The sequence below is a fragment of the Sphingobium sp. R-21 genome (genome assembly GCF_049913335.1).
Classification (GTDB): Bacteria; Pseudomonadota; Alphaproteobacteria; order Sphingomonadales; family Sphingomonadaceae; genus Sphingobium.
This window is the reverse complement of sequence record NZ_CP184374.1, coordinates 1,374,291-1,400,545: the sequence shown is the minus strand read 5'-3', so window position 1 is coordinate 1,400,545 and position 26,255 is coordinate 1,374,291. Positions and strand designations below refer to the sequence as shown.

Annotated in this window: 27 protein-coding genes; 13 read left to right on the top strand and 14 right to left on the bottom strand. The window is 64.1% G+C overall.

Features of this window, described 5'->3' with window-relative positions; genetic code table 11:
- Positions 1-408: 408 nt before the first annotated feature.
- On the top strand, positions 409-2,886 hold the full coding sequence (locus ACN9MX_RS06570) for a TonB-dependent receptor plug domain-containing protein (protein ID WP_426387396.1): 2,478 nt from the start codon (positions 409-411) through the stop codon (positions 2,884-2,886).
- 90 nt (positions 2,887-2,976) lie between these two features.
- The gene (locus ACN9MX_RS06565; protein WP_426387395.1) at positions 2,977-3,513 is read left to right on the top strand and encodes a GNAT family N-acetyltransferase; all 537 of its coding nucleotides are present in this window, start codon (positions 2,977-2,979) and stop codon (positions 3,511-3,513) included.
- Here the strand turns inward: ACN9MX_RS06565 and ACN9MX_RS06560 are convergent.
- The 4 genes from ACN9MX_RS06560 to rph form a co-directional block, all read right to left on the bottom strand.
- Positions 3,485-4,804, bottom strand: a complete 1,320-nt coding sequence (locus tag ACN9MX_RS06560; protein WP_363735350.1) for an MFS transporter — start codon at positions 4,802-4,804, stop codon at positions 3,485-3,487. The genes ACN9MX_RS06565 and ACN9MX_RS06560 overlap by 29 nt on opposite strands.
- Positions 4,804-5,604, bottom strand: coding sequence for a TrmH family RNA methyltransferase (locus tag ACN9MX_RS06555; RefSeq protein WP_363734429.1), 801 nt, complete (start codon positions 5,602-5,604; stop codon positions 4,804-4,806). Before ACN9MX_RS06555 ends, ACN9MX_RS06560 begins: the two co-directional genes overlap by 1 nt.
- Positions 5,605-5,702: 98 nt before the next feature.
- Positions 5,703-6,332 carry an RdgB/HAM1 family non-canonical purine NTP pyrophosphatase gene (gene rdgB / locus ACN9MX_RS06550; protein ID WP_133654809.1) on the bottom strand — a complete coding sequence of 210 codons (630 nt, stop codon included), beginning with the start codon at positions 6,330-6,332 and terminating at the stop codon, positions 5,703-5,705.
- A gap of 47 nt (positions 6,333-6,379) precedes the next feature.
- Complete coding sequence (gene rph, locus ACN9MX_RS06545) at positions 6,380-7,096, bottom strand: ribonuclease PH (protein ID WP_363755197.1); 717 nt, start codon at positions 7,094-7,096, stop codon at positions 6,380-6,382.
- A gap of 96 nt (positions 7,097-7,192) precedes the next feature.
- Here rph and ACN9MX_RS06540 point away from each other — a divergent pair, with 96 nt between their 5' ends.
- Genes ACN9MX_RS06540 through grpE form a run of 3 tightly spaced genes read left to right on the top strand, consistent with a single transcriptional unit; the run spans position 7,193 to position 9,347 of the window.
- A complete protein-coding gene (locus ACN9MX_RS06540; protein ID WP_363755195.1) occupies positions 7,193-7,708 on the top strand; it encodes a DUF6438 domain-containing protein in 516 nt (171 codons plus the stop codon).
- Positions 7,709-7,752: 44 nt separating this feature from the next.
- On the top strand, positions 7,753-8,796 hold the full coding sequence (hrcA, locus tag ACN9MX_RS06535) for a heat-inducible transcriptional repressor HrcA (RefSeq protein ID WP_363734433.1): 1,044 nt from the start codon (positions 7,753-7,755) through the stop codon (positions 8,794-8,796).
- Positions 8,793-9,347 carry a nucleotide exchange factor GrpE gene (gene grpE, locus ACN9MX_RS06530; RefSeq protein WP_363755193.1) on the top strand — a complete coding sequence of 185 codons (555 nt, stop codon included), beginning with the start codon at positions 8,793-8,795 and terminating at the stop codon, positions 9,345-9,347. Before hrcA ends, grpE begins: the two co-directional genes overlap by 4 nt.
- Before the next feature lie 18 nt (positions 9,348-9,365).
- On the opposite strand, the gene ACN9MX_RS06525 is transcribed toward grpE, so the two are convergent.
- Positions 9,366-9,623, bottom strand: coding sequence for a hypothetical protein (locus ACN9MX_RS06525; RefSeq protein ID WP_426387527.1), 258 nt, complete (start codon positions 9,621-9,623; stop codon positions 9,366-9,368).
- Here ACN9MX_RS06525 and ACN9MX_RS06520 point away from each other — a divergent pair.
- Together ACN9MX_RS06520 and ACN9MX_RS06515 are read left to right on the top strand one after the other, a co-directional pair.
- Positions 9,579-10,199 (top strand): PadR family transcriptional regulator, encoded by a 621-nt coding sequence (locus ACN9MX_RS06520; RefSeq protein WP_363734435.1) that lies wholly within the window; start codon positions 9,579-9,581, stop codon positions 10,197-10,199. The genes ACN9MX_RS06525 and ACN9MX_RS06520 overlap by 45 nt on opposite strands.
- Before the next feature lie 2 nt (positions 10,200-10,201).
- On the top strand, positions 10,202-10,480 hold the full coding sequence (locus tag ACN9MX_RS06515; RefSeq protein ID WP_363734436.1) for a DUF2218 domain-containing protein: 279 nt from the start codon (positions 10,202-10,204) through the stop codon (positions 10,478-10,480).
- A 96-nt stretch (positions 10,481-10,576) separates the two neighbouring features.
- On the opposite strand, the gene ACN9MX_RS06510 is transcribed toward ACN9MX_RS06515, so the two are convergent.
- Positions 10,577-11,908: a methyl-accepting chemotaxis protein gene (locus ACN9MX_RS06510; protein ID WP_363734437.1), complete on the bottom strand. Its 1,332-nt coding sequence runs from the start codon at positions 11,906-11,908 to the stop codon at positions 10,577-10,579.
- Positions 11,909-12,253: 345 nt separating this feature from the next.
- Here ACN9MX_RS06510 and sdhC point away from each other — a divergent pair, with 345 nt between their 5' ends.
- From sdhC to sdhA, 3 genes are read left to right on the top strand one after another with little or no spacing between them, the layout of a single operon-like run.
- Positions 12,254-12,586 carry a succinate dehydrogenase, cytochrome b556 subunit gene (sdhC, locus tag ACN9MX_RS06505; RefSeq protein ID WP_414714622.1) on the top strand — a complete coding sequence of 111 codons (333 nt, stop codon included), beginning with the start codon at positions 12,254-12,256 and terminating at the stop codon, positions 12,584-12,586.
- A complete protein-coding gene (gene sdhD, locus ACN9MX_RS06500) occupies positions 12,586-12,975 on the top strand; it encodes a succinate dehydrogenase, hydrophobic membrane anchor protein (RefSeq protein WP_133654817.1) in 390 nt (129 codons plus the stop codon). The genes sdhC and sdhD overlap by 1 nt, the downstream gene beginning before the upstream one ends.
- On the top strand, positions 12,975-14,789 hold the full coding sequence (sdhA, locus tag ACN9MX_RS06495) for a succinate dehydrogenase flavoprotein subunit (protein WP_426387394.1): 1,815 nt from the start codon (positions 12,975-12,977) through the stop codon (positions 14,787-14,789). Before sdhD ends, sdhA begins: the two co-directional genes overlap by 1 nt.
- A gap of 354 nt (positions 14,790-15,143) precedes the next feature.
- On the opposite strand, the gene ACN9MX_RS06490 is transcribed toward sdhA, so the two are convergent.
- From ACN9MX_RS06490 to ACN9MX_RS06460, 7 genes are all read right to left on the bottom strand, one after another.
- Positions 15,144-16,139 (bottom strand): sensor domain-containing diguanylate cyclase, encoded by a 996-nt coding sequence (locus ACN9MX_RS06490; protein ID WP_426387393.1) that lies wholly within the window; start codon positions 16,137-16,139, stop codon positions 15,144-15,146.
- A 116-nt stretch (positions 16,140-16,255) separates the two neighbouring features.
- On the bottom strand, positions 16,256-16,528 hold the full coding sequence (locus ACN9MX_RS06485; RefSeq protein WP_363734441.1) for an HPr family phosphocarrier protein: 273 nt from the start codon (positions 16,526-16,528) through the stop codon (positions 16,256-16,258).
- A complete protein-coding gene (locus ACN9MX_RS06480; RefSeq protein WP_363734442.1) occupies positions 16,525-16,929 on the bottom strand; it encodes a PTS sugar transporter subunit IIA in 405 nt (134 codons plus the stop codon). Before ACN9MX_RS06480 ends, ACN9MX_RS06485 begins: the two co-directional genes overlap by 4 nt.
- Before the next feature lie 32 nt (positions 16,930-16,961).
- Positions 16,962-17,894: an RNase adapter RapZ gene (rapZ, locus tag ACN9MX_RS06475; RefSeq protein WP_363734443.1), complete on the bottom strand. Its 933-nt coding sequence runs from the start codon at positions 17,892-17,894 to the stop codon at positions 16,962-16,964.
- Entirely contained in the window at positions 17,891-18,340 is a 450-nt protein-coding gene (locus tag ACN9MX_RS06470; RefSeq protein ID WP_363734444.1) for an HPr kinase/phosphorylase, read from the bottom strand. The genes rapZ and ACN9MX_RS06470 overlap by 4 nt, the downstream gene beginning before the upstream one ends.
- Positions 18,341-18,476: 136 nt before the next feature.
- Positions 18,477-20,072 carry a stimulus-sensing domain-containing protein gene (locus ACN9MX_RS06465; protein ID WP_426387392.1) on the bottom strand — a complete coding sequence of 532 codons (1,596 nt, stop codon included), beginning with the start codon at positions 20,070-20,072 and terminating at the stop codon, positions 18,477-18,479.
- Positions 20,038-20,745, bottom strand: a complete 708-nt coding sequence (locus tag ACN9MX_RS06460) for a response regulator transcription factor (protein WP_363826480.1) — start codon at positions 20,743-20,745, stop codon at positions 20,038-20,040. Before ACN9MX_RS06460 ends, ACN9MX_RS06465 begins: the two co-directional genes overlap by 35 nt.
- Before the next feature lie 260 nt (positions 20,746-21,005).
- Here ACN9MX_RS06460 and ACN9MX_RS06455 point away from each other — a divergent pair, with 260 nt between their 5' ends.
- The 3 genes from ACN9MX_RS06455 to ACN9MX_RS06445 all read left to right on the top strand — a co-directional run bounded on the left by ACN9MX_RS06455 (position 21,006) and on the right by ACN9MX_RS06445 (position 24,418).
- Positions 21,006-22,601, top strand: a complete 1,596-nt coding sequence (locus ACN9MX_RS06455; protein WP_363826476.1) for a phosphoenolpyruvate carboxykinase — start codon at positions 21,006-21,008, stop codon at positions 22,599-22,601.
- Positions 22,602-22,733: 132 nt separating this feature from the next.
- A complete protein-coding gene (locus tag ACN9MX_RS06450; RefSeq protein WP_133654826.1) occupies positions 22,734-23,051 on the top strand; it encodes a hypothetical protein in 318 nt (105 codons plus the stop codon).
- 551 nt (positions 23,052-23,602) lie between these two features.
- Entirely contained in the window at positions 23,603-24,418 is an 816-nt protein-coding gene (locus ACN9MX_RS06445) for a ferredoxin--NADP reductase (protein WP_363734448.1), read from the top strand.
- A 110-nt stretch (positions 24,419-24,528) separates the two neighbouring features.
- Here the strand turns inward: ACN9MX_RS06445 and ACN9MX_RS06440 are convergent, their stop codons facing one another.
- Positions 24,529-26,133, bottom strand: a complete 1,605-nt coding sequence (locus ACN9MX_RS06440; RefSeq protein WP_426387391.1) for an alpha-amylase family glycosyl hydrolase — start codon at positions 26,131-26,133, stop codon at positions 24,529-24,531.
- Positions 26,134-26,255: the final 122 nt, after the last annotated feature.

Below are 26,255 nucleotides of genomic sequence, written 5' to 3'. Positions count from 1 at the left end.
CGCAAATGCCCACGGGCCACGTTTTTTAACGGGGTATCATGCCTCCAATAAGCGAACGGCCGCGACCCTCCTAGCCAACACCATAGCACGGCCCGTTTCTACCCTGCACAGGCGGGCTCAGCCGGGGACCGTTTTTTATGAATTTCAGGGATTTGACGGATGAGTCCGCACCCTTTTCGATTTCCATGGCGAAACGATTTTGGGCGGCAGCGGAAATTCGTTTTTCTCTGATGGCGGTTTTGTGTCAGCACTCCGTTTCCACATATTGCTGAATATTTCTGACGATCGGGCCGCGTGGTCTGACGTACCGGTCGTGCTTACCCAAGAAACGGGAAGAAGATGAACAAGGGAAAATAAGAAAATATCGGTCGGGAGAGGCTCTCTTCATTGGAAGCAAGGGGGCTGTTCATGAATTGCAAGAGTTTCGTTTCTCGCGCCGCCATGGTTGTCGCAATCTCGTCTCCGATGGCCGTTCTGGCCCAGACCAGCGACCCGCAGGCAGCCTCCGCCACGGATGGCGCCGCGATCATCGTCACCGGCACACGGGCGACCGGCGTCACTGCGGCGGAAAGCGCAGCGCCGATCAAGGTTCTCGACAGCGAGGCGCTGACCAAGGTGGGACAACCCAATCTCAACCAGGTGCTGACGCAACTCGTCCCCTCCTTCACCGCGGAAGCCTTTGGCGGAGATACCGCGAACCTGACGCTGGCGGCCCGTCTTCGCGGCCTCAGCCCCAATCATGCGCTGGTGCTGGTCAACGGGAAGCGGCGTCACGGCACCTCCAACCTGCATGTGTTGAGTGGCCCCTACCAGGGCGCGGCCTCACCCGACCTCGACCTGATTCCGCCGGGCGCGATCGGCCGGATCGAGGTGTTGGAGGACGGCGCGGCCGCCCAATATGGGTCCGATGCGATCGCGGGCGTCATCAACATCATCCTCAAGGAGGACAAGGGCCTGATTTCCGGCAACCTGACCGCCGGGCAATATTATAAGGGCGACGGCGAAACCTATTCGGGCAGCGTCACCTTTGCGCCCGACATGGGACCGGACAGCTATCTGAATTTCACCATGTTCCACCGTTTCCACGATTTCTCGCAGAGGGGCGGCGTGGATCGCGGCATCTACAATCGCGACGGGTCGATCCGCACCGATATTTCGGCCGAGCATCAGGCGATGGCGGCCATCGGATTGCCGGGTGCGCCCTATACCAACCGTATCGTCGGGGATGCGCGATCGGAACTCACCACCATCGTCTACAATGCCGGTCATGATTTCGGCGGCGTGGAACTCTATGCCTTTGGCAGCTACGGCCGTCGCGATGCCAGCGCCTATGAAAATTATCGCCAGCCCTGGCGCGTGTCGCGGTCCCCGGTCCTGGGCGTCGCGGGCGAGCAGATCCTCTACAGCGCCGCCGGCTTCAGCCCGCGCGAGGCGATCAAGGAAGATGATTTTTCCAACACCGGCGGCATCAAGGGCGAGACGGCCGGTTTCCGCTGGGACATCAGCACCACCTATGGCCAGGACTATGCCAAGCTCTACACGCTGGGTTCGGCCAACCGTTCGCTGTTCATCGACACCGGGACCACGCCTGCCAACTTCTATGACGGCTTCCTGAAGGCGTCGGAATGGACCAGCAATATCGACATTGCGAAGGAGGTCGATCTGGGCATGGCCCAGCCGGTCAATATCGCCTTCGGCGGCGAATATCGGGAAAATCGCTTCCAGATCGGCAAGGGCGACTTCGGATCGACCTATTTCGAGGGTGGCCAGTCCTATCCCGGCTTCCTGTCCACCGACGCGGGCAAGCACAAGCGGAACAACAAGGCGGCCTATCTGGACATCGCGATGAACCCGATCGAGATGTGGAAGGTCGATGGCGCCGTCCGCTATGAGGACTACAGCGATTTCGGTACCAAATGGACGTGGAAGGTGACCAGCCGCCTCGACCTGTCCGAACAGTTCGCGGTGCGCGGCACGGTCAGTTCCGGCTTCCGCGCGCCGTCGCTGCTGGAGGAATATTATTCCTCGACCAATGTCGGTCCGACCACGGCCTATGTGCAGTTACCGCCCAACTCTGCCGCCGCCAAGCTGCTCGGCTATGAAGATCTGAAGCCCGAAACCTCGCAGAATTACAGCCTTGGCCTGGTCATCCGTCCCGTGCCCAAGCTGAACATCACCATCGATGCCTATCAGGTAAAGGTGAAGAACCGGATCGTGGGAACCGGATCGATCCAGGGTCTGGCCGGCGGTGTGGTCACCAACCAGGCTGTGCTGGATGCGATTGCCGCGCATGGCAATGTGCTCGATCCCTATGTTCTTCAGAACGGCGATGCGGGCATCAACCTGTTCACCAATGGCGCCGACACCCGGACCCGCGGCGTCGATGTAACCGCCAGCTATCCGACGCCGGTGGGCAGCGGTTCCATCCTCTGGTCGCTGTCGGCCAACTATAATAAAACGAAGATCACCAGGCTGCGCATTCCAGCGGCGCTGTACGCGGAAGACGCCCGTTCGACCCTGGAAGACGCATCGCCCAAGTACAAGATCATTGGCGGGGCGCTGTTCACCATGGGCGGCCTGAGCATCAACCTGCGCGAGACGATCTATGGCAAATCGTCCGAGGTCGTGATTTTCGGCACGACCAATCCGACGGTCAGGGTGCCCGAGGCAGCCATCACCGATCTGGAAGTCGGCTATGACCTGAGCAGGGCGATCAAGCTGAGCGTGGGCGCGAACAACCTGTTCAACAAGAAGGCACCGACCATGCCCAATGATGCGAGCGATATGCCGATCGACGGCGCTCGCGTGCTGGACGCCCCGCTGTCCTTCACTCCCTATGGCATCAATGGCGGCTATTATTACGCCCGCATCAATTTCAGCTTCTGACGGGCCTGACGCGGCCGCCGGGCCTTCGGGTGCGGCGGCCCTGTCCTTTTTCATTGGACCTGACGGCGGGCCACCGCGATAGGGACGGCCATGCCGCTGAACCACAGACTTGCCATGCTGGCGGATGAAACCGCCCTGGGCGCCGTCATGACATTGGCGATCGACCGCCTCCAGTCCGATTTCCTCACCCCTGAACAGGTGCGGGCCAGCCACGGCTTCATGGGTCTCGACAGTCGCCTGATCGAAGACGGCACCTATTTCGTGATCGAGGATGGCGGCGCGATCGCGGGTTGCGGCGGGTGGAGCCGGCGCGCGACCGCCTATGGCGGCAACCATAGTGGGGGACGGGACGACCGGTTGCTCGATCCAGCGACCGACGCGGCCAGGGTGCGGGCGATGTACACCCATCCCGATCATGTGCGGAAGGGGGTGGGCACGCTGATCCTGTCGCTTTGCGAAGCGGCGGCGCGGGCGGAGGGCTTCGCGGCGCTGGAGCTGTCCGCCACCATGGCGGGCGTGCCGCTCTACCGCAGCTTCGGTTTTGTCGAGATGCGCGCCTTCGAGGACAGCGGCGTGCCGCTGATCCTGATGCGAAAGCCTATTGCCGGCCCCGATTCCGGCTGGTGAACCAGAGGCCGATCAGACTGAGCGCCGCCGCCGCCGACATATAGATGCCGACAAGCTCCACGCCCCGGACCTGGATGAGCCAGGTCGCGACGATGGGCGCCAGGGCGCCGCCGATGATCCCGCCCAGGTTGAAGGCGAAGGAGGCGCCGGTATAGCGAAGCTGCACGGGGAAGAGATGCGGCAGATAGGCGCCGAGCGGGCCGTAGACGAAGCCCATCAGGAACAGGGCGAGGCTGAGTATCAGGAAGATCGGCAGCAACTGCCCGGTGCCGATTGCGGGACCGAAGATGACGCCCATCGCCACCGTGCCGATGCAGCCCGTGGCCAGCACGCGCGTCGGGCTGCTCTTGTCCGCCCACCAGCCGGCAAGAATGATGCTGAGCGCCATGAACAGGATCGCGCCCAACTGGATCGCGAGGAAGGTCTCACGGTCGATCCCGAGCGTGGTGGTGCCGTAGCCGAGCGCGAAGGCGGTCGCGATATAATAGACGGCGAAGCAGGCCGCGCATGCGAAGGTGCCGGCGACCGCCGCACCCAGATGGCTCTGGAGCAGCGTGGCGAGCGGCACGGCGGGCGGCGGCGCTTCGGCGCGGGCGGCGGCGAATTCGGGCGTCTCGGTCAGCTTGAGGCGGATCCACAGGCCCAGCAGCACCAGCACGGCGCTGCCCAGAAAGGGCAGGCGCCAGCCCCAGGCGAAGAAATCCTTGTCCGTCAGGAACATGCCAAGGACCAGGAACAGGCCGTTGGCGGCGAGGAAGCCGACCGGCGCGCCCAGTTGCGGGAACATGCCGAAACGCGCGCGCCATCCGGGAGGCGCATTCTCGACCGCCAGGAGCGCCGCGCCGCCCCATTCGCCGCCCAGCCCCAGGCCCTGGCCGAAGCGCAGCATGCAGAGGATCAACGGTGCCCACCAGCCGATGCTCTGATAGGTCGGCAGGAATCCGATGGCGAGCGTCGATCCGCCCATCAGCATCAGCGATGTCACCAGCGTGGCCTTCCGCCCGATGCGGTCGCCATAATGGCCGAACACCGCCGCGCCGAGCGGCCGGGCGAAGAAGGCAAGCGCAAGGCTGCCATAGGCCGCGAGCAACTGCGCCGAAGGGGAGGAGGCGGGGAAGAAGAGCGGCCCGAAGACCAGGCTGGCGGCCGTGGCGTAGATGTAGAAGTCGTAGAATTCGACCGCCGTGCCGATCAGGCTCGCCGCCAGTACCCGCTTGTGCCGCAGCATCGCACCGATGCCGCTCATGTCCCTCGCCCCTGCTTCCAAGGCCTGCGCGCCCCCCGATGCCATCATGTCCTCGCCCGTTTCTGGTTCAGCAATTCATAGGCCATGACCGCACAGGCGACCGCGGCGTTCAGGCTGTCCGCCTTGCCCAGCATCGGCATCTTGACCAGCAGGTCGCATTCGGCCTCATAGCTTTCGGGCAGGCCCTGCGCCTCATTGCCGACCAGCAGGAAGCTGGGGCTTTGATAATGGGGTTGCTGATAGTCGTGGCTAGCCTTCAGGCTGGTGCCGATCAGCTCGCCCGGCCCCTGGCGCAGCCAGTGCATGAATTCGCCCCATCGCGCCTGGGTGATGCTCTGGGTGAAAAGGGCGCCCATGCTGGCGCGCACCGATTCGACCGAAAAGGGGTCGACGCAATCGTCGATCAGGATCAGCCCGCCCGCCCCCACGGCGTCGCCGGTGCGTAATATGGTGCCCAGATTGCCGGGATCGCGCAGCGACTGGGCGACGATCCAGATGTCCGCCTTGCCCCGGTCCAGCTTCGCCAGCGGGGTCAGCCGGTCGCGATAGACGCCGACAACGGCCTGGGCATTGTCCTTGCCGCTGATCTTCGAGAGGATGTCGGGCGTCGTTTCGATCACGTCGCCGCCCGCCGCCTCCATCGCCGCGATCAGCTCGGCGGCGAGGGGATGGGTGGAGCCGGCATGGAACAGCATTTCCGGCAGCACCCCTTCCTCCCGCGCTTCAGTCAGGATACGCAGCCCCTCTGCCAGGAAAAGGCCCTCCGCCTTGCGGAACTTCTTTTCGCGCAGGGAGCGGACGCGCTTCACCAGCGGGTTGGAAAATCCGGTGATTTCTCGCGCCACGATCCTGTCTCTTGCCCTTTGCCCGAAGGTCCGCCGAAACGGCCTCTCTATAGGGGGAGCGCGGAAAAGGGTAGGGGGCTTGGGACCCCCGACACCCTTCAGAAGACCGTCGCCACCAGTTGCGCGAACGCGTCGGCGCGATGGCTCATGCCATGCTTTTTCTCCGGGTCCATCTCGCCAAAGCTGATGCTGTGGCCATGCGGCTGGAAGATCGGATCATAGCCGAAACCCCGGTCCCCGCGCGGCGGCCAGGTGATGGTGCCGTCCACGCGGCCTTCGAACGCCTCCACATGGCCGTCGGGCCAGGCGAGGGCGAGGGCGCAGATGAAATGGGCGCCATGGCCCGCTTCCGGCCCCTTCGCCTGGATATTGTCCCAGACAAGCTGCATGGCGAGGCCGAAATCCTTGGTCGGACCGGCCCAGCGGGCGGAGAAGATGCCCGGATCGCCATTCAGCGCCTCCACGCACAGGCCGCTGTCGTCGGCCAGTGCCGGGAGGCCGGCAAGGTCCGCCGCCTGCATCGCCTTCAACTCCGCATTGGCGATGAAGGTGGTGCCGGTCTCCTCCGGTTCGGGCAGGTCCAGCGCGGCGGCGGACACCGTCTCTATGCCATAGGGCGCCAGCAATTCGCCGATTTCCCGCACCTTGCCGGGATTGTGGCTGGCGATCACCAGTCGTCCCGGACCCAGTTTGCGGATCGCCTGTTCCTGCCCGAAATCGTCGCTCATTCTGTAGTCCCATATCGTCGCTCGCCGGAAACGAGCGGAAGGAAGGATTATCTCCCGGTCGCCTTGTCCTGCGCCGCGAAAATCTGCGCGCAGCCGATGCGGGCGAGGCGCAGCAGTCGCAGCAGCTCCTCCTCGTCATAGGTCGCGCCCTCGGCCGTTGCCTGCACTTCCGCGAACTTGCCGTCGCCGGTCAGGATCAGATTGGCGTCCGCCTCGGCATTGCTGTCCTCCGCATAGTCGAGGTCCAGCACCGGGGTGCCGTTATAGATGCCGCAGCTTATCGCCGCGACCTTCTGCACGATGGGATCTTCGGCAAGCGCGCCGGAGGCCAGCAGCTTGTCGATGGCGATGCGCAGCGCGACCCAGCTTCCCGAAATGGCGGCGGTGCGGGTGCCGCCATCGGCCTGGATCACGTCGCAGTCGACGACGATCTGCCGCTCGCCCAGCTTCTGGAGGTCGACCACGGCGCGGAGCGACCGGCCGATCAGGCGCTGGATTTCCTGGGTGCGGCCCGACTGCTTGCCCTTGGCGGCTTCGCGGCTGCCGCGGGTGTGGGTGGCGCGGGGCAGCATCCCATATTCCGCCGTGACCCAGCCTGATCCCTTGCCGCGCAGGAAGGGCGGCACCTTTTCCTCGATGGAGGCGGTGCACAGCACGCGCGTGTCGCCGAAGCTGACCAGGCAGCTGCCCTCGGCATGGATGGTGAAGCCGGGCTCCATGGTGATTTCGCGCATCTGGTCGGGCGCGCGGCCGGAAGGACGCATAAATATTCTACTCCGAAGCGTTGTGTCGAGCGGGCTTAGCGTCGGGCGGCCCATCATGCCAGTGGCGATGCAGCCGAAAGATGCTAGAGAGCGGCCATGGGGACGAAAGCATTATCGATCGTGGCGGCCACGCTCCTGCTGGGCGGATGCGCCATGGAGCAGGCGGAACTGGAAAAGCCGACGCTGGCGGGCGACACGATCAGATTTTCCGCTGGTCCCTGTTTTGGTGTCTGCCCCAGCTACACCTTGCGCGTGACCCCGGACGGGTCCGGCCTGATCGAGCCGCAGCGTTTCACCGCCATTCCCGGTCCGACCCGTTTCACCGTGACGCCGGCGCAATATCGTCGCTTCCGTGCGGCGCTGGCGCAGTTCCGGCCGGCGCAGGGCACGGCCAGGCGAATCGGCCAGGGGGAAAACTGCGTCCGCTTCGCCACCGACATGCCCGCCTATGTGATAGAATGGACACGGGAAGAGGCGCCGCCCACCCGACTGGAATTCCAGTCAGGCTGCATGGATGCCCGCTATGGCAAGCTGCGCGCCACCATTTCCGCGATTCCCAGGATGCTGGACGTAGGCCCCATGGTGAAGCCGACGAATGCGAAGGGTCGGTGACGGACGGGCTTGAGCCGCGATCGATGCTTGCCTAGATAAGGGTCATGGCGGTCACCCCGATCACCGAACTTAACGAACGCGCGCGCGACGTTTTCCGTCTGGTGGTGGAGAGTTATCTCGGCACCGGGCTGCCCGTCGGCTCGCGCACGATCAGCAAGATAGCCTCGCTCAGCCTGTCGCCAGCCTCGATCCGCAATGTCATGCAGGATCTGGAGGAACTCGGCCTGCTCGCCGCGCCGCATACGTCGGCTGGACGGATGCCGACGGAAACCGGCCTGCGGCTGTTCGTCGACGGCATGATGCAGGCTGCGGAACCCTCTTTCGAGGAACGGCGCGCGATCGAGGCAGGGATCAGCGAAGGTGGCCCGATCGAGGATGCGCTGTCCGCCGCGACCGCCGCACTGTCCGGCCTTTCGGCCTGCGCCGGTATCGTGATGGTGCCCAAGCGCGAGCCGGTGCTGCGGCAATTCGGCTTCGTTCCCCTGAACGACCGCCAGGCGCTGGCAGTGCTGGTGGGCCAGGACGGATCGATCGAGAATCGCGTCGTCGACCTGCCCGCGGGCGTGACGCCGATCATGCTGAACGAAGCGGCCAATTTCATGTCGGCGCGTTTCGGCGGGATGACGCTGGCGCAGGCGGGCGAGGCGCTGCGGCGCGAGGTGGAGGGCGATCGCAATGCCCTGCAGGGCGCGGCGCGGGTGCTGGTGGAGCAGGGCATTGCGCTCTGGTCGCGGGATGCCGACGACCGGCCGGTGCTGATCGTGAGGGGGCAGGCGAACCTGCTGGACGACGGCACCGCCGCCGATCTGGAGCGCGTGCGCCAATTGCTGGAGCAGCTTGAAGGCAAGCAGGAGATTTCCCGGCTGCTGGAAGGCGCCCTGGCGGGCAGCGCGACCAAAATATTCATCGGTTCGGAAAACAAGCTCTTTTCCCTGTCCGGTTCTTCGGTCATAGCCGCGCCCTACCGGAGCGGTGACGGCCGGGTGGTGGGCGTGGTCGGCGTCATCGGCCCGACCCGCTTGAACTATGCACGGGTGATCCCCATGGTGGATTTCACCGCACAGACGCTGTCGAGATTGATGAGATGAGCGAAGACAAGCAGAATATCGAAAATATGGAAGTCGTGGACGAACTGCCCGAAGACGCGGCGCCTGCCGGCGATGCGGCGGCGGAACGGATAGCGGGCCTGGAAAACGAGCTGGCGGCCGCGAAGCAGGACGCGCTCTACGCCCATGCCGAAACGCAGAATGTGCGGCGGCGGCTGGAAAAGGAACTGGCCGATGCGCGCGCCTATGCCGCGACGGCCTTTGCCCGCGACATGTTGTCGGTGGCGGACAATCTGGGCCGCGCGCTGCAGGCGATCCCCGCCGATCTGCGCGAGGACGAGAAGTTCAAGGGCCTGGTCGCCGGGCTGGAGGCGACGGGACGGGAGCTGGAGGCCGTGTTCGGCCGCAACGGCATCGAGAAACTGGTGTCGGTCGGCCAGCCGCTCGATCCCAACAAGCATCAGGCGATGATGGAGGTGCCCTCCACCGACGCGGAACCGGGTACGGTTCTTGTGGAGATGCAGGCGGGCTATATGATCAAGGATCGGCTGCTGCGCCCGGCGCTGGTGAGCGTGGCGAAGAAGCCCGACTGATCGTTTTCGAAAACGCAATCAAGTGCCCGCCGGATCAGCGTCCGGCGGGTTTTTTCGTGGGCGAATGTCCGCCACGATATCGATCCCGATGCGGGCGGGAACCTGCCACGGCCGGATCAGGCCACCTGACACCCAATATCGGAACTCGAATAAAGATATATCGTAGATCTTGACGATTGCTGTTTTTAAGATATATCTCAAACTATCATGAAACAGTTTAGAGATTCGAATATGCATCAACATCATCATCACCGTGGACATCGCCGCTTCGGCCATGGCGCCATGTTTGGACCAGGGCGCCCGGAACGGGGCGGCTTCGGGGGCCATTTTGGCGAAGCCCCCCATGGCGGCGGAAGAGGCGGACATTTTGGCGGGGGACGGGGCGGCGGGCGTCGGCGCCTGTTCGGCAACGACGCGCTCAGGCTCATCCTGCTCAAGCTGATCGCGGACGCGCCGCGCCATGGCTACGACCTGATCCGGGAGATCGAAACCCTGTCGGGCGAGGTCTATGTGCCCAGTCCGGGCGTCGTTTATCCGACCCTGACCCTGCTGGCCGACATGGGCCTGATCGCCGAGCAGCCGGGCGAAAGCAGCCGCAAGCTGTTCGCGATCACCGAGGCGGGCGCGGCCCATCTGTCCGACCATGGGGAAGGGGTGGCGCTGGTCATGGACCGGCTGCGGTCGCTGGCCCGCAAGGCCGAGCGCACCGACGGTGCGCCGATCCGCCGGGCTATGCACAATCTGGGGATGGCGGTCCGGGCGCGCCTTGAAAAGGAGGGCGCCGATGCCGAGACCATGTTCGACGTCGCTGCATTGATCGACGATGCGGCCAGCAAGATCGAAAGGCTTTGACGATGACCTTGACCGCGGATGTGCCGACCGTGCACGCCAGCCGCTATCTCCAGCAGCTATGCAAGCATTGGAGTCACAAGTTCGAAACCGCTTTTGACGCGCAGCAAGGCAGCATCGCCTTTCCCATGGGACCGATCCGGATGACGGCCGGGGCCGACGCCCTGACCGTGACGATCGAACCGCAGGAGGGCGCCGATGTGGAGCGTTTCAAGCGAGTGGTCGCGGACCATCTCGACCGCTTCGCCTTCAGGGAAGCGCCCTTGGCCTTCGACTGGCGCTAGGGGATATTGGGAACAGGGCTGAGGCGGCGGACAGCAGTTTCGGCAGCCTGATGCGCGGGATTGGCGGATACGAGCATCCGCCAGCCCGATTGCCTCTCAGGCCACTTGCCGTCCGAAATCAGTGGACGCCGCGCGCAGGGTGGACAGCTTGCCTTCCACGCTCATGAAGCCGCGTTCCAGCTGGTCGATTTCGGAGGCCACCACTTCGGTATCCTGACGGATCGCGCTGATGGTCGATGACATGGAGTCGGCGGCCAGCGCGGTTTCGTCGACAGCCGCAGTGATCATCGTCACTGTCTGCGCCTGCGCGTCCATGGCGTGGCGGATGCGTTCCGCGCTGGCCTGCACTTCGCCGACCGTGTCGCGAATGCGTTCGTTGGTTTCCACAGACTGGCGGGTCGAGGCCTGGATGTCCGCGATCTTGCCGGCGATTTCGTCAGTGGCGCGGGCCGTCTGGTTGGCGAGGCTCTTCACCTCCTGCGCGACCACCGCAAAGCCGCGGCCGGCATCGCCTGCGCGGGCGGCCTCGATCGTGGCGTTGAGTGCGAGCAGGTTGGTCTGACCGGCAATATCGCGGATCAGGCCAAGGATCGATTCGATCGATTTCGCATGATCGGACAGGGTGGTCGACATGGCCACCGCGTCGCCCGACTGGCGCGCCGCGCGCTGCGCCACGTCGGCTGCGCTCTCTACCTCCGTCCGGGCGTCCTCTATGGCGCGGATCAGCCCGGCCGAGGTCCGGGCGGCTTCGCGCATGGCAAGCGCGGATTGCTCCGCAGCGGCGGCGACTTCCGAAGCCTTGCCCAGCATGCCGCGGGTCGCGGCCGATGCGTCCTTTGCCTGCTCGCGCAGTGATTCGCCGAGCTGTGACGCGCCGTCGATTTCGCCCATGATCCGCTGTTCGAACATCGTGCCAAAGCGCTGGCGCTCGTTCCGCTGCGCTTCGGCCTCGTCGCCCGCCACAACATTCGCGATCAATCCGGCATCGACCATGCTGACCTGCATCATGATCTGCACCAGCCGGCGGCGGCTGGCTTCATCCTCGGCGCGTTCCCAGATGAGGTCGACCAGCTTCTCGTTGGCGATCGCGACCGGCATCAGAACGGCGCGCAGGGGCGAGCCGTGCTTGCGCGCATGGCGGACGCAGGCAACCGAGGAAAGCGCCCATTCCCCGGCCTCATAATGGCCCAGCTTGTGGCGCACATATTCCGTCGCTTGCGTCTCGATCTTGGCGAGGGTGGCGGGACTGAGCCTGGATCGCAGTCCGTTCTGCTCGACATAGACATCATAGAAGGTGCGCGCGGCCAGGGTCGCCTGTTCACCCAGCAGGTCGCGAATCTGGCGCAGACCCTGCGCCAGCTCTCCATGCGGGTCGATATCCCTGATCATGGCAAGCAGGGCGTTTTGGGACGTGGCGGCGGAATTCATGTGCGGCAAAACCCCGATCTGGTCTTATTGTCAGCTCGGGTGATAGCGCCATTTGGTTAATCACTTCTTAGGACCGACGGATATCGAACGCGCCTGACCGGCAGGAAGCCGCTGGTCCGCATCAGGCGGCGCAAAGTCGGCATTTGCAGTGGTCGGACGGCAAAATGTTCCGCCTGTTGTGGAACGAACGGTCGATCGCGCCTTCGGGGCGGCTTGCCCTCCCGGCATATCGCTCTTAAGGGGACGAGACTCGAGGGACAACATCAGGGACGTAGGGAAGATATGGCGCGAACCACGAGCCGGCCGCTCTCGCCGCATTTGACGATCTGGAAATGGGGGCCAGCCATGGCTGTTTCCATCATGCATCGCGTGACCGGCAACGGTCTGGCGACGGTGGGCGCGATGGGACTGGTGTGGTGGCTGATGGCCGCCGCCATCGGGCCGGATGCCTATGCGACCTTCGTCGCCTGCGCGACTTCGCCGATCGGCTATCTTGTGATGGCGGGCATTAGCTGGTTCTTCTTCCAGCATCTCTGCTCTGGGCTTCGCCATTTCGTGCTCGACCTGGGCGCGGGCTATGAGCTCAAGAACAACAAGACCTGGTCAGTGCTGACCTTCGTCCTCTCGACGCTCCTCACCGTCGCCTTCTGGGCGGCCATCTGCACGGGGAAATTCTGATGGGAACCGGAACCGGAATCGGCCGCGTCCGCGGTCTTGGATCGGCCAGGCATGGCGCGCATCACTGGCTGGCGCAGCGCTATACGGCCGTCGGCAACCTGGCTCTGGTGCTGTGGCTGCTGATCAGCCTGATCGCGCTGCCGGGCCTTGACTATCAGAGCGTCCATAACTGGATCGCGCAGCCGCTGGTCGCCGTGCCGCTGATGCTGATGCTGGTCAGCATCTTCTATCACCTGCGCCTGGGCATGCAGATCATGCTGGAGGACTATGTCCACGACAAGGGCCTCAGCTTCTTCTGCATTCTGCTGCTGAACTTCTATGCCATTGGCGGCGCGTCCGCGGGCATCTTCGCGATCGCAAAGATCGCCTTCACGGGGATCGTCAAATAATGAGCGAAGCCTACAAGATCATCGACCACAGCTATGACACGGTCGTCGTGGGTGCTGGCGGTTCCGGTCTGCGCGCCACCATGGGCAGCGCGGAAGCGGGCCTGAAGACCGCCTGCATCACGAAGCTGTTCCCGACCCGCAGCCACACCGTGGCGGCGCAGGGCGGCATCGCGGCCAGCCTTGGCAACAATTCGCCCGACCACTGGACCTGGCACATGTACGACACCGTCAAGGGGTCGGACTGGCTGGGCGACCAGGACGCGATCGAATATATGGTGCGCGAGGCGCCGGCGGCCGTGATCGAGCTGGAACATGCCGGCGTGCCGTTCAGCCGCAACGACAATGGCACCATTTACCAGCGTCCGTTCGGCGGCCACATGCAGAATATGGGCGCCGGCCCGCCGGTGCAGCGCACCTGCGCCGCCGCCGACCGTACCGGCCACGCCATGCTGCACGCCCTGTACCAGCAGAGCCTGAAGTATGACGCGGACTTCTACATCGAATATTTCGCCATCGACCTGATCATGGAAGACGGCCCGAACGGCAAGGAATGCCGGGGCGTCATCGCGATCTGCATGGAGGATGGATCGATCCACCGCTTCCGCAGCAAGGCGGTGGTGCTGGCGACGGGCGGTTACGGCCGCGCCTATTTCTCCGCCACGTCGGCGCATAGCTGCACCGGCGACGGCGGCGGCATGGTACTGCGCGCGGGTCTGCCTCTCCAGGACCTGGAGTTTGTGCAGTTCCACCCGACCGGCATTTACGGCGCGGGCGTGCTGATCACCGAAGGCGCGCGCGGCGAGGGCGGGTACCTCACCAACTCCGAGGGTGAGCGCTTCATGGAGCGCTATGCGCCGTCGGCCAAGGATCTGGCGTCGCGTGACGTCGTGTCCCGCTCCATGGCGATGGAAATGCGCGAAGGGCGCGGCGTGGGTCCGAACAAGGACCACATCTACCTGCACCTCGACCATATCGATCCCAAGGTGCTGGCGGAACGCCTGCCGGGCATCACCGAAAGCGGCAAGATCTTCGCGGGCGTCGACCTGACCCGGCAGCCGTTGCCGGTGACGCCGACCGTCCACTATAATATGGGCGGCATTCCCTGCAATTATCATGGGCAGGTGGTGACCAAGGTCGGCGACGATCCGGAAGTGGTGGTGCCGGGCCTCTATGCGGTCGGCGAAGCGGCCTGCGTGTCGGTCCATGGCGCGAACCGGCTGGGTTCCAACTCGCTGATCGACCTGGTCGTGTTCGGCCGCGCAACCGGCCTGCACCTCAAGGAAACGATCAAGCCCAACGGCACGCACCGTCCGTTGCCCAAGGATGCGGCCGATCTGGCGCTTTCGCGCCTCGACCACTACCGCAATGCCAAGGGTGGCTCGCCCACGGCGAAGATCCGCCTGGAAATGCAGCACACCATGCAGAAGCATGCTGCCGTGTTCCGCGACAGCGCGCTGCTGTCGGAAGGCGTGCAGAAGATGGTGCAGGTCAATGCCAGCATGCAGGATGTCGGCGTCAGCGACCGCTCGCTGATCTGGAACACCGACCTCATCGAGACGCTGGAGCTGGACAATCTGATGAGCCAGGCGGTCTGCACCATGGTCAGCGCGGAAAACCGCAAGGAAAGCCGTGGCGCCCATGCGCATGAGGACTTCCTGAACCGCGACGACGAAAACTGGATGAAGCACACCGTGAGCTGGTTCGAGGGCTGGGGCGGCACGGGCGGCAAGGTGTCGCTCGATTACCGTCCGGTGCACGATTATACACTCACCGACGAGGCGGAATATATCAAGCCGAAGGCGCGCGTTTACTAAGGACGGATCGACATTCAGCCCTGACGGCCTGCAAATGTCGGCCTTTCGTGCTTCCGGTGCTCACCTACTGGAAGTAGGCTGCGCGCCGGGTCACGAAAAACCACCATTTTCGGCTCGTCATCATCTGAACGTCGATCCGTCCTAAAGGGCTTTCCAGGCGATCGGAACGGTCGCGAGGGACCCGGCAGATCGCAATCGCTTGAAGCTGTTATGCGGAGAGGGCGGGCTTTACAGCTCGCCCTTTTCTTTCATACGGATATTACTGTGTCGGAACGATGGTCGCCTAAGCTGCGCTTCTTCCGTCCATGATCAGGCGGGGCCAAGGCCTCCATTCCGTCCCATCAAGGCAGCGTTTCAGGTGGCGTGGGAGCTTCCGTGCCGCGCGACGGCGACGCGGTTCCGACCGGAACGCTTGGCCTCGTAAAGGGCCATGTCCGCGACCGCCAGCCAGCTTTCGCCGGTCGGCCAGTCGCCGCGCAGTTCCGCTACACCGAAGCTGGCGGTTGCGCGCAGCGGCGGGGTGCCGGCTATTTCCGCGGCGGCGATCGCGTCGCAGAAGCGTTGCGCCGCCCTGGCGGCGTCCTCTATGGGCGTTTCGGGCAGCAATATGCCGAATTCCTCCCCGCCCAGCCGGCCGAGCGAATCGCTGGGTCGTTGCAGGCCGGTGCAGAGCTGGGCGATGCCACGGATCACCTGGTCTCCGGCAGGATGGCCATAGGTGTCGTTGATATGCTTGAAATGGTCGATGTCGAACAGCAGCAGGCTGGCGGGCCGCTGATGACGTTCGAACAGGGCGATGGCGCGGTTCATTTCGCCCAGGAAAGCGCGGCGGCTGAGCGCGCCGGTCAGATGATCGCGCTCCGCGATGCGGCGCAGTTCGAGCTGTTCGACCACCAGCGCCGCGAGATTCCTGAGGATGGCGATCTGCGCCGGGTCGAACTCCCGCGGCACGGTGTCGATCGCGCAGAGCGAACCGATATTATAGCCGTCGGGCGTTTCCAGCGGGATGCCGGCATAGCTGCGGATATTGGGATCCCCCGTCACCAGCGGATTGTCGCGGAAGCGCTCATCCTCCTGGGCGTCGGCAATGATCAGCGGCGCCCGTTGGCGGATGGTGTGCGCGCAGAAGGCGACATCGCGCGAGGTTTGCGTTGCGTCGAGTCCGGCCAGCGACTTGAACCATTGCCGGTCCGTATCCACCAGCGAGACGGCGGAAATCGGCACGCCCAAAATGCTGCGGACCAGATCGGTGATGCGGTCGAAAGAGGGTTCCCGCGGCGTGTCCAGGACCTCATAGCGGTTGAGCGCGGCCAGGCGCGCCGGTTCGTCCATCAGCTTGGGATCGAGCATTGCCAACCGTCCTCAACCGGCGGCGCGCCCCTTCCGCGCACCGGATTCTCGTTCGCCGTTAATCTGTGATAGTCGTTTTGCCCCGTCTGACAAAGACTTGACGGGTGCAGCCTGTCCTATTCCTCGCCGAATTTGTCTTCGACAAGGGTCACGAGCTTGCCCAGCGAATCGGCCGCCTCAGGCCCGCTGGCGCTGATCGTGATGCTGTCGCCCATCGCCGCGCCCAGCATCATCAGGCCCATGATGGAGGTTCCGGTGACCTCGCTGCCATCCTTGCGCACCGTGATCTGCGCGGGCAGGCCGCTGGCCAGGGTCACGAATTTCGCACTGGCCCGAGCATGCAGGCCGCGCCGGTTGCTGATCCTGACTTCCTGGCTGATTTCGCTCATGTGGTGCTGCCCAACAGTTCCGATGCGACGCTGATATATTTCTGACCTGCTTCCCGCGCGGCGGCGACGGCCTGGCGCACGTCCATGACCTTGCGCGCGCTTTCCAGGCGGATCAGCATCGGCAGGTTGATGCCCGCGATCACCTCGATCTCGCCGGCCTTCAGCAGCGATATGGCAAGGTTGGACGGGGTGCCGCCGAACAGGTCGGTCAGCAGGATGACCCCGGTTCCATCGTTCACGCGCGCCACCGCGTTGGCGATGTCGGTGCGACGCATTTCCATGTCGTCCTCAGGCCCGATGCAGATGGTTTCGATCTGCTGCTGCGGACCGACCACATGCTCCATCGCGACAACGAATTCCGTCGCCAGCGCCCCGTGGGTGACGAGTACCAATCCAATCATCTTGCTTGCGTGGCCCACCTGTTTTTCATGAATTACGCTTTCGGGCCTCCCGGTCCGCGCTTCTCCAGGGCGTCCTGGGGCGCTGATTCCATATTTCGGTGCGAGACCGTGGGCGAAAAGCCCGCATCTTGCAAGTATCTGGCGACGCGTTCGGCCACATGGACCGACCTGTGGCGGCCGCCCGTGCAACCGAACGCTACGGTAACATAGCTTTTTCCGCCCTCCGCGTAGCGGGGCAGCAGCAGGGCCAGCAATTGTTCGATGCGCCCGACCGCCTCATCATAGGCGGGATCTTCCTTGATATAGGCGGCGACGTCGGGATCGAGCCCGGTCTTGGGCCGCAGCGCATCCTCCCAATGCGGGTTGCGCAGGAAGCGCATGTCGAACAGCAGGTCCGCGTTCAGCGGCACGCCGCGCGAATAGCCGAAGGACATGATCGTCAGCACCGGGTCCGACAGCCCCTCCTGCGCGAAGCGGTTGCGGATTTCCTGCTGCAGCCCGTTGCTGGTGAGGCTGCTGGTGTCGATCACCTGATTGGCCCAGCGGCGCAGCGGTTCCGTCAATTCCCGTTCGCGGGCGATGCCATGACGGGCGGGACGGTCGGTGGCCAGCGGATGGCGGCGGCGCGTCTCCGCGAAACGGCGCTCCAGTTCCTGGCCGGAACAGTCGAGGAACAGGGTGTCCACATCATGGCCATGGCGCGTCCGCAGCGCCTTGATCCGCTGGACGATGGCGGCCGCGTCAAAGCCGCGCGTCCGCGCGTCGATGCCCAGCGCCAAGGGACGGTCCGTCCCTTCCTCATGCCCCTCCGGCAAGGGCGTGTCGAGCAGCCGGTCGAGCAGGACGAGCGGCAGATTGTCGACCACTTCCCAGCCCATATCCTCCAGCGTCTTGAGCGCGGTCGTCTTGCCCGCGCCCGACAGGCCGGACACCAGCAGGATGGTCTTCGGCGCGATCCGGCTCACAATGGGTCCGCGCCTTTCAGGCCCAGCTTCCTGACGGCGAGTTCGACCTTGATCGGGGTGGAGGCTTCGAACGGGGCGAGGCGGACGACAGGGATGTCGACGCCCGCAATCGCGCGCTGCGCGGTCTCAAGCGGCATGCGCTCCACATCGTCGCTGAGGTCGACGGCCAGGGCAACGGGAGCATTGTCGGCATGGGGCATGCCGACCAGGCCCAGGCCCCGCACCTCCATCATGCCGGCGATCCGGTCAGGCGCGCGGGCGAACAGCTGTCCCTCTATTTCCAGCAGGCGGGTATAGTCGTCGCTCACCAGCACGGCGCCGCGATCGATCAGGCGCAGCGCCAGGTCGGACTTGCCCATGCCGCTGCTGCCGCAGAGCAGGACAGCCCGGCCGTCAATCGCCACGCTGGTAGCATGCAGGGTTTCGGAAGATTGTGTCGACGCCATATCGCCTTATCGCTTTGGCGCCATATTAGCCCCTGTTGGCGCTGGTGGGAATCGAATTAACCGACACGTTCTCATTATGACGCAGTTGGCCCATTATGACGCAGTTGGTGGGGCGGATCGGCTCCCGCTTTGCGTCCTATTCCGATATGATGCCCGGATCGCGCTCGACCGCCATGGGCAGCCGCACGATGAAGCAGGCGCCGCTCTGCGCGTCCTGGCGGTCCGCAATGCTGATCTTGCCCTGATGCCCCTCCACGATGGAGCGGGCGATGGCGAGGCCGAGGCCCGAATGCTTGCCGAACGCTTCATTTTCCGGCCGCACGCTGTGGAACCGGCGGAAGACATGTTCGCGTTCCGACTTCGGGACGCCTGGCCCCTGGTCCTCGACGCTGACCAGCACTTCATTGTCCGCCACGGTCGCGACGATCTGGACCAGTCCGTCGTCGGGGGAGAAGGAGATCGCGTTGTCGATGAGGTTGTCGAGCACGCGGATGATCCGCTGTTCCTCGCCCAGCACCACGGCGACATTCTTGCGCGGACGGGCAAAGGCGAGGCCGACGCCGCGAGGCACGCCGCGCGCTTCGCGGGCAACGACCATCTTTTCGATCAACAGGCCAAGGTCGATCGGCTCGAAACGGGTGCGGGACAATTGCGCATCGATGCGGGACGCTTCGGCAATGTCGGTCACCAGTCGATCGAGCCGGAGCACATCGTCCTGCGCGATCGCCATCAGTTGCGCCCGCAGATCCGGCTTGTCCACCCGGTCGAGCGCATCGAGGGCGGAGCGCAGCGAGGCGATGGGGTTTTTGAGCTCATGGCTGACATCGGCGGCGAAGGCGTCAGTGGCGTCGATCCGCTGGCGCAGCGCATGGCTCATGTCGGAAAGGGCGCGGGCGAGCATGCCGATCTCGTCCCGCCGGTCGGGCAGGCGCGGCACGGTCACCTCGCGCGCCCGGCCGAGCCGTACGCGCACCGCAGCGCGGGCGAGGCGCTGAAGCGGTTGCACGATTGTGCGCGCCAGGAACAGCGACAACAGGATCGAGGCCAGCACCGCCGCCGCCAGGACCATGCCCAGACGGAAGCGCTCTGCCCGGACAGTGCGGGTGATGTCGCGGGCATTTTCGGTCGCGAGCAGGCTGGTGCCGTCCTTCACGTTGACGGCGGCCGAAATCATGAATGTGCGATCGGGCGCATAGCGGTTCACCGCCTGTGTGTGGCCGCTGCCGCGCGCCGCCACCAGTTCGGGCCAGGCCTGCGCCCGATCGACCACCGGTTCCTCGAAATTGGGCGGCCGGTCGGCGGACACGACCCGATCGATCACCCTGTCGAGGAAGCGGGCGACATGGCGCTGCCATTCCTCCTCCTCCGGCAGGCGAAGACGATAGCGCGGCGCGTTCATGGTGAAGCTGTCCGCGATCAGCCGTCCGGCCGCGTCATAGCGGCGGACCCGGTCCTCCGTCTGCCGCGCATAGGCGGCGATCAGCGCATTCTGCCGGTCGGCCGGTGCGTTTTCCAGGCCGATGGCCAGCAGCTTCAATTCCCGCGCCGACTGCTGCAACCGGTCGTCGACGATGCGCGTGCGGTAGCTGTCCAGGTAGAAGAAGCCGCCCGCCAGCAGCGCCAGCGCGAACACATTGACCGCCAGGATGCGCGGGGTCAGGCTGATCCGGCCGGACCAGCTCCACCCGGCGCCCGCGTCATGCTTCTTCGGAGAAACGGTAGCCGGCGCCATAGAGGGTGTCGATCGCGTTGAATTCGGGGTCGACTTCGCGGAACTTGCGGCGAAGGCGCTTGATGTGGCTGTCGATGGTGCGGTCGTCGACATAGACGTCGTCCTGATAGGCGGCATCCATCAACTGGTTGCGGTTCTTGACCACGCCGGGGCGGGCGGCAAGCGTTTCCAGGATCAGGAATTCCGTGACGGTCAGGGTCACGTCGCGGCCCATCCATTTGACCCGGTGGCGGGCGGGGTCCATTTCCAGCCGGCCGCGCACGATTGGTTCGGCGACCGGCTCGTCCGGTGTGGCGTCCACCTTGCGGGCCTCCGACCGGCGCAGGATCGCCCGGATGCGCGCGATCAGCAGCCTTTGGGAGAAGGGCTTGCTGATATAATCGTCCGCCCCCATGGCAAGGCCCAGCGCCTCGTCCAGCTCATCGGCCTTGGACGTCAGGAATATGACCGGCATATGGCTTTTCTCACGCAGCCGCCGCAGCAGTTCCAGCCCGTCCATGCGGGGCATCTTGATGTCGAACACGGCCAGATCGGCCGGGTTTTCGATCAGCGCCTTCAGCGCCGCTTCCGGATCCGAATAGAGGCGTGTCAGGAAACCTTCCGTCTGCAACGCGATGGAGACGGAGGTCAGTATGTTCTTGTCGTCGTCCACCAGGGCGATGGTTGCGGTCATGCTGCGTCCCGAAAATCGTCGGCAAGAGGAATGTCCCTGCGTTAGACGAACCCGGCTGCCCCCGCAAGGAAGGTCGGCAGGGGGGTTATGCGGTGTAGTCATGGGAATTCGGGATAAATGCAGCAGGCGTGAAGTTTTCGGGGGTTTGACGCGCTTTATGCAAAGGCCTATGCCCGATGCGTCTGCAGCAGACGGCGCCAAGCGGCAGGAAGATCGCGGCGTTGGGAGGCGGACCGATAATGATATTCAGGAGTATAGGCGTGCAGGCCAAATCCCCTTTCACCCTCGATCAGCAGGGTATTTCCACCGGCGCTGTTCAATATTGGAATCTGGGTACCGCGCCGCTGGTCGAAGCCGCGCTCGCCAATGGCGAAGGTATTTTGGCCAAGGACGGCCCGCTGGTCGTAAAGACGGGCAAGCATACCGGCCGGTCGGCCAGCGACAAGTTCATCGTCAGGGACGCGGAAACCGAATCCACCGTCTGGTGGGGCAAGACCAACGTCCCCATGACGCCGGAGCATTTCGCCGCTCTCAAGGCCGACTTTTTCGCGGCGCTGGGACAGAAGGACAAGCTCTACATCGCGGACCTGTTCGGCGGATCGCAGCCCGAGCACCGCGTCAATGTGCGCATCATCAACGAATTCGCGTGGCACAACCTGTTCATCCGCACGCTGCTGGTCCGTCCGGGCGCGGATGAGCTGGCGGGCTTCATGCCTGAATATACGATCATCGACCTGCCGACCTTCCGCGCCGATCCGGCGCGCCACGGCAGCCGCAGCGAAACCGTCATCGCGGTCAACTTCACCGAGAAGCTGATCCTGATCGGCGGCACCCGCTATGCCGGCGAGATGAAGAAGTCGGTGTTCGGCATCCTCAACTATCTGCTGCCCACGCGCGGCGTGATGCCCATGCACTGTTCGGCGAATATCGGCCCGAACGGCGACACCGCCGTCTTCTTCGGCCTGTCGGGCACGGGCAAGACCACCCTGTCGGCCGATGCTAGCCGCACGCTGATCGGCGATGACGAGCATGGCTGGTCGGACACCGCCGTCTTCAATTTCGAGGGCGGCTGCTATGCCAAGATGATCAACCTGTCGGCCGAGGCCGAGCCGGAGATCTTCGCCACCACCAAGCGTTTCGGCACGGTGCTGGAAAATGTCGTGATCGACGAGGAAACGCGCGAGATCGACCTGGACGACAACAGCCTGGCCGAGAACAGCCGCGGTTCCTACCCGATCGACTTCATCCCGAACGCGTCGGAGAAGAATCTGGGGCCGGTGCCGAAGAACATCATCTTCCTGACCGCCGATGCCTATGGCGTGCTGCCGCCGATTGCGCGTCTGACGCCGGACCAGGCCATGTATCACTTCCTGTCGGGCTATACCGCGCGCGTCGCGGGGACCGAGATCGGCGTGACGGAGCCTTCGGCGACCTTCTCCACCTGCTTCGGCGCGCCCTTCATGCCGCGCCATCCGTCGGTCTACGGCAATCTGCTGAAGGAGAGGATCAACAAGGGCGGCGTCACCTGCTGGCTGGTCAATACCGGCTGGACCGGCGGCAAATATGGCGTTGGCCAGCGCATGCCGATCAAGGTGACCCGCGCGTTGCTGAACGCGGCGCTGGACGGCAGCCTCAACGATGCCGAATTCCGCACCGACCCCAATTTCGGGTTCCAGGTGCCGGTTGCGGTGCCGGGCGTCGATAAGACCATCCTCGATCCGCGGGCGACCTGGAACGACAAGGCGGCCTATGACGAGACGGCGGGCAAGCTGGTAAAGCAGTTTGTCGACAATTTCGCCCAGTTCGAAAATCATGTCGACGCCTCCGTGCGCGAGGCGGCACTGACGGCCGCCTGACAGGCGCGACCCCTTTCGAAGGAGGCCGGTGGAGAGATCTTCCGGCCTCCTTCGTTTTCGGCCAACCTCTTTCGCTTTCGATCTGCCGGCCGCAATGCTATCCTGTGGCAAATCATTGGCGGGACATGAGCTATGGCGCTTTTTGACGATTTGATCGGAAATATGGGCGGACTGGAGGCGGTGGCCGCCAGGATCGGCCTTCAGCCTGAGCAGATGCAGGCCCTGATGAGCGAAATAGGCGGCAAGATCGGGGCGGGCGAAACCGATGTCGCAGCTCTTGCGACCACGGCTGCCGAGCATGGCGTGTCGGCCGACAAATTGCAGGAACTGTTTGCGCAGTTCGGCGGACCTGAAGCGATATTGTCGAAGATCGGCGGGCTGTTCGACCGGGACGGCGACGGCAATCCGCTCAACGAACTGGGTGGCCTTGCAAAGGGTCTCTTCGGCTGACAATTCGCGCGGCCTTCCCTGTCCAGGGGGCCGGGATCGCGATGGTAAGCGGGCATTTTCGACCGGCTTTTGCTGCCGATGGTGAAAGCATACCCCCGATGGGGTATGCTTTTGGATAGAGAATCCCTTATAAGCTGGCCCTGGGAATGGACGTGTCGGTGTCCGAAGCAGGGGAAGTCATCATGCCGGGGGGTCTGCTGCGCGGCGCCGCCGCCATTGCCATGCTGTTGAGCGGCCAAGCGCAGGCGCATGGCCTATCTTCCTTCAGCGAGCGGATGTGGGACGGTGCGTGCACGCCCGCCTATCGTGCATTGCTTGGGCCGCGACCCGGCGATCCTTCCTGCTGTGTTCCCGGGCGCCGGGCAGTGCCGCCCCTTTGCCCGCGGTCCTGAACCGAGGCGGATGGCCATCAGCTTTCGCCCCGACAAGTTTTTTTCACCTTGCCTTGGAACGCCCCAGGGGGCATTCGCGCTGCATCGCCTATTGCGAAGCTGACGCAACTGACGCTCTTGCCCAGCGACAGTCGCCCTGAATCTGGCAGGGGAAAAGGTTTGAACGACGTGACGATCGAAAAGCCGGCATTGGAACCGACCGGCGCGCTTTCCGTGGAAACCGTGCTGTCGGTGCGGCATTGGAACGAGCATCTTTTCAGCTTCCGCATCACGCGGCCGGCCAGCTTCCGCTTCCGGTCGGGCGAGTTCGTGATGATCGGCCTGCAAGGCGATAATGGCAAGCCGTTGCTGCGCGCCTATTCCGTCGCCAGCCCCGCCTGGGACGAGGAACTGGAATTCCTGTCGATCAAGGTGCAGGACGGCCCGCTGACGTCCAGGCTGCAACTGATCCAGCCGGGCGACCAGATCTATCTTGGGCGCAAGCCGACCGGCACGCTCGTCACCGACGCCTTGTTGCCCGGCAAGCGATTGTTCATGCTGTCGACCGGCACGGGCCTGGCGCCTTTCCTCAGCCTGGCGCGCGATCCGGACGTCTACGAATTTTATGAGCAGGTCGTGGTCGTGCATTCGGTGCGCCGTGTCAGCGACCTTGCCTTTCATGACGAGCTGTCAGGCAAGCTGGCGGAAGATCCGCTGGTGGCTGAGCAGGCGGCAAACCAGTTTCACTATGTGCCGACCGTGACGCGCGAACCGTTTCGGAACAATGCGCGCATCGACAAGCTGATGGAAACCGGCACCTTGTTCGAAGGCATTCCGGGCGAGGCGAGGTTCAATCCGGAAACCGACCGGATCATGATGTGCGGCAGCATGGAGATGATCAAGCAGTTCGGCGCCTATTTCGAGGAACAGGGCTTTGCCGAAGGCTCCAACGCCGCGCCGGGCGCCTATGTGATCGAGCGCGCCTTCGTAGGCTGATCGCACCGGGACGGACTTCCGTTCCGACGGACTGCAAAGGGCGGAAAATATCCGCTTTCCGCATGTCTGTTGCGCGCCGACCGCTCGGTGCAGCATGAGGGCGATGGATATTATCGTGCCGGGGTGACGATCCTTGCAACCATGCCGGACGCCGCCGGGAAGAGCCGGCTTTCCACTCCGCCTGTCGTCAGCAGTGGCTGGCACGGCTCCCGAAGGGCCCAGGCGACTGGCTGGCTGCCGAGGTTGAAGGCGCAGAGCAGCCGTTCATCCTCATGCGCGCGTTCGAAAAGGAGCAGGTCATCGGGAGCGTCCCGGAAATGGATGGCGCCCGCCCGCAATGCAAGCGACCCATTGCGCAGCGCCAGCACCCGTCGCGTCCAGTGCAGGAGGGAATCCGGCCGCGCCTCCTGCACGTCGACGGCGAGCGCGCGATGCGTTTCCCCCATCGGCAGCCACGGCCTGGCCTCGGAAAACCCCATATAGGGCGCATCGGACCGCCATGGCATCGGCGTTCGCGCGCCATCGCGGGATAGGGTCAGCGGCCAGTTGGCGATGGCTTCGGGATCCTGCAGATCCTCGAAGGCGATGTCGACCTGCGGCAGTCCCAGCTCCTCGCCATAATAAAGGAAGATATTGCCGCGCAGACAGGCCAGCAGCAGCATCTTCATCCGGCAATAGGCTTCCGCGTCCCTGTCCTTGGCCCAACGCGAGACGGCGCGGGGAGCATCGTGATTTTCGAACGCCCAACTTGGCCAGCCCGCATGAGTCTGGGCTGGCCATTTGACAAGCGCCGTCCTCAGGAAATCGGCGTTCAGGTCCGGCGCATAGAGAAAATCGAAGCCATAAGCGGTGTTCAGCCGGCTATCCCCCTGGGTGAAGGCCTTCATTTCGATGTCGCTGTTTTCGCCGCCGACTTCGGCCACGGTAAAGCGGTCTTCATATTCGTCGAAGACTTTCCGGACCTTTTCCAGGAACAGCGGAATGTCGGGATGGCTCTGGCTGTATTTCTTGATCTGGAAATCAAAGGGGCGCGTGCGGACCTTGCCGTCTTCGGGGGCGGGCGGGTTGTCGCGCAGTCGCGGGTCGTGCATCGAATGGTTGATCGCGTCGATACGAAAACCGTCGACGCCCCGGTCCAGCCAGAAGCGGATGATGTCGAACACGCTTTCCTGCACCTGAGGATGATGCAGGTGCAGTTGCGGCTGCTGCGTCAGGAACTGGTGCATATAATATTGGCCGCGCCGCGCGTCCCAGGTCCAGGCCGGACCTCCGAAAACCGACTGCCAGTTGTTGGGCGGCGTTCCATCCGGCTTTGGATCCGCCCAGACATACCAGTCCGCCCTGGCATTGTCGCGGCTGGATCGGCTTTCGACGAACCAGGGGTGCTCATCGGACGTATGCGCCCAGACCTGATCGACGATGATGCGCAGGCCCAGTTCATGCGCCCGTGCCACCAGGGCGTCGAAATCCGCAAGCGTGCCGAAGATCGGGTCGACATCGCAATAGTCCGACACGTCATAGCCGAAATCGCGCATGGGGCTCTTGAAGAAGGGAGAAAGCCAGATGGCATCCACCCCAAGCGATGCGACATAGGGCAGATGCGCGGTGATGCCCGGAAGGTCGCCTATGCCGTCACCATTGGAATCGGCGAAGCTGCGGGGATAGATCTGGTAAATGGCGGCGCCGCGCCACCAGGGCAGTTTTTTCTCCGTCATGGGGCAGGACCACTCCACGCATTGATTGCATATATTGCCTTTCTGGATGGACTGTGGCGCTTTTCATAGGGGTCTTGATCGCCGCCCGCTTGGTCCGGGGTCCGCCAGCGGCTATCCAGCCC

Bases quoted from the DNA above. Each gene is read 5' to 3' on its own strand.
- ACN9MX_RS06570 (WP_426387396.1), top strand. From the start codon at position 409: ATGAATTGCAAGAGTTTCGTTTCTCGCGCCGCCATGGTTGTCGCAATC.
- ACN9MX_RS06565 (WP_426387395.1), top strand. From the start codon at position 2,977: ATGCCGCTGAACCACAGACTTGCCATGCTGGCGGATGAAACCGCCCTG.
- ACN9MX_RS06560 (WP_363735350.1), bottom strand. From the start codon at position 4,804: ATGGCATCGGGGGGCGCGCAGGCCTTGGAAGCAGGGGCGAGGGACATG.
- rdgB (WP_133654809.1), bottom strand. From the start codon at position 6,332: ATGAGCGACGATTTCGGGCAGGAACAGGCGATCCGCAAACTGGGTCCG.
- rph (WP_363755197.1), bottom strand. From the start codon at position 7,096: ATGCGTCCTTCCGGCCGCGCGCCCGACCAGATGCGCGAAATCACCATG.
- ACN9MX_RS06540 (WP_363755195.1), top strand. From the start codon at position 7,193: ATGGGGACGAAAGCATTATCGATCGTGGCGGCCACGCTCCTGCTGGGC.
- hrcA (WP_363734433.1), top strand. From the start codon at position 7,753: ATGGCGGTCACCCCGATCACCGAACTTAACGAACGCGCGCGCGACGTT.
- grpE (WP_363755193.1), top strand. From the start codon at position 8,793: ATGAGCGAAGACAAGCAGAATATCGAAAATATGGAAGTCGTGGACGAA.
- ACN9MX_RS06520 (WP_363734435.1), top strand. From the start codon at position 9,579: ATGCATCAACATCATCATCACCGTGGACATCGCCGCTTCGGCCATGGC.
- ACN9MX_RS06525 (WP_426387527.1), bottom strand. From the start codon at position 9,623: ATGGCCGAAGCGGCGATGTCCACGGTGATGATGATGTTGATGCATATT.
- ACN9MX_RS06515 (WP_363734436.1), top strand. From the start codon at position 10,202: ATGACCTTGACCGCGGATGTGCCGACCGTGCACGCCAGCCGCTATCTC.
- ACN9MX_RS06510 (WP_363734437.1), bottom strand. From the start codon at position 11,908: ATGAATTCCGCCGCCACGTCCCAAAACGCCCTGCTTGCCATGATCAGG.
- sdhC (WP_414714622.1), top strand. From the start codon at position 12,254: ATGGCTGTTTCCATCATGCATCGCGTGACCGGCAACGGTCTGGCGACG.
- sdhD (WP_133654817.1), top strand. From the start codon at position 12,586: ATGGGAACCGGAACCGGAATCGGCCGCGTCCGCGGTCTTGGATCGGCC.
- sdhA (WP_426387394.1), top strand. From the start codon at position 12,975: ATGAGCGAAGCCTACAAGATCATCGACCACAGCTATGACACGGTCGTC.
- ACN9MX_RS06490 (WP_426387393.1), bottom strand. From the start codon at position 16,139: ATGCTCGATCCCAAGCTGATGGACGAACCGGCGCGCCTGGCCGCGCTC.
- ACN9MX_RS06485 (WP_363734441.1), bottom strand. From the start codon at position 16,528: ATGAGCGAAATCAGCCAGGAAGTCAGGATCAGCAACCGGCGCGGCCTG.
- ACN9MX_RS06480 (WP_363734442.1), bottom strand. From the start codon at position 16,929: ATGATTGGATTGGTACTCGTCACCCACGGGGCGCTGGCGACGGAATTC.
- ACN9MX_RS06470 (WP_363734444.1), bottom strand. From the start codon at position 18,340: ATGGCGTCGACACAATCTTCCGAAACCCTGCATGCTACCAGCGTGGCG.
- ACN9MX_RS06465 (WP_426387392.1), bottom strand. From the start codon at position 20,072: ATGGCGCCGGCTACCGTTTCTCCGAAGAAGCATGACGCGGGCGCCGGG.
- ACN9MX_RS06460 (WP_363826480.1), bottom strand. From the start codon at position 20,745: ATGACCGCAACCATCGCCCTGGTGGACGACGACAAGAACATACTGACC.
- ACN9MX_RS06450 (WP_133654826.1), top strand. From the start codon at position 22,734: ATGGCGCTTTTTGACGATTTGATCGGAAATATGGGCGGACTGGAGGCG.
- ACN9MX_RS06440 (WP_426387391.1), bottom strand. From the start codon at position 26,133: ATGACGGAGAAAAAACTGCCCTGGTGGCGCGGCGCCGCCATTTACCAG.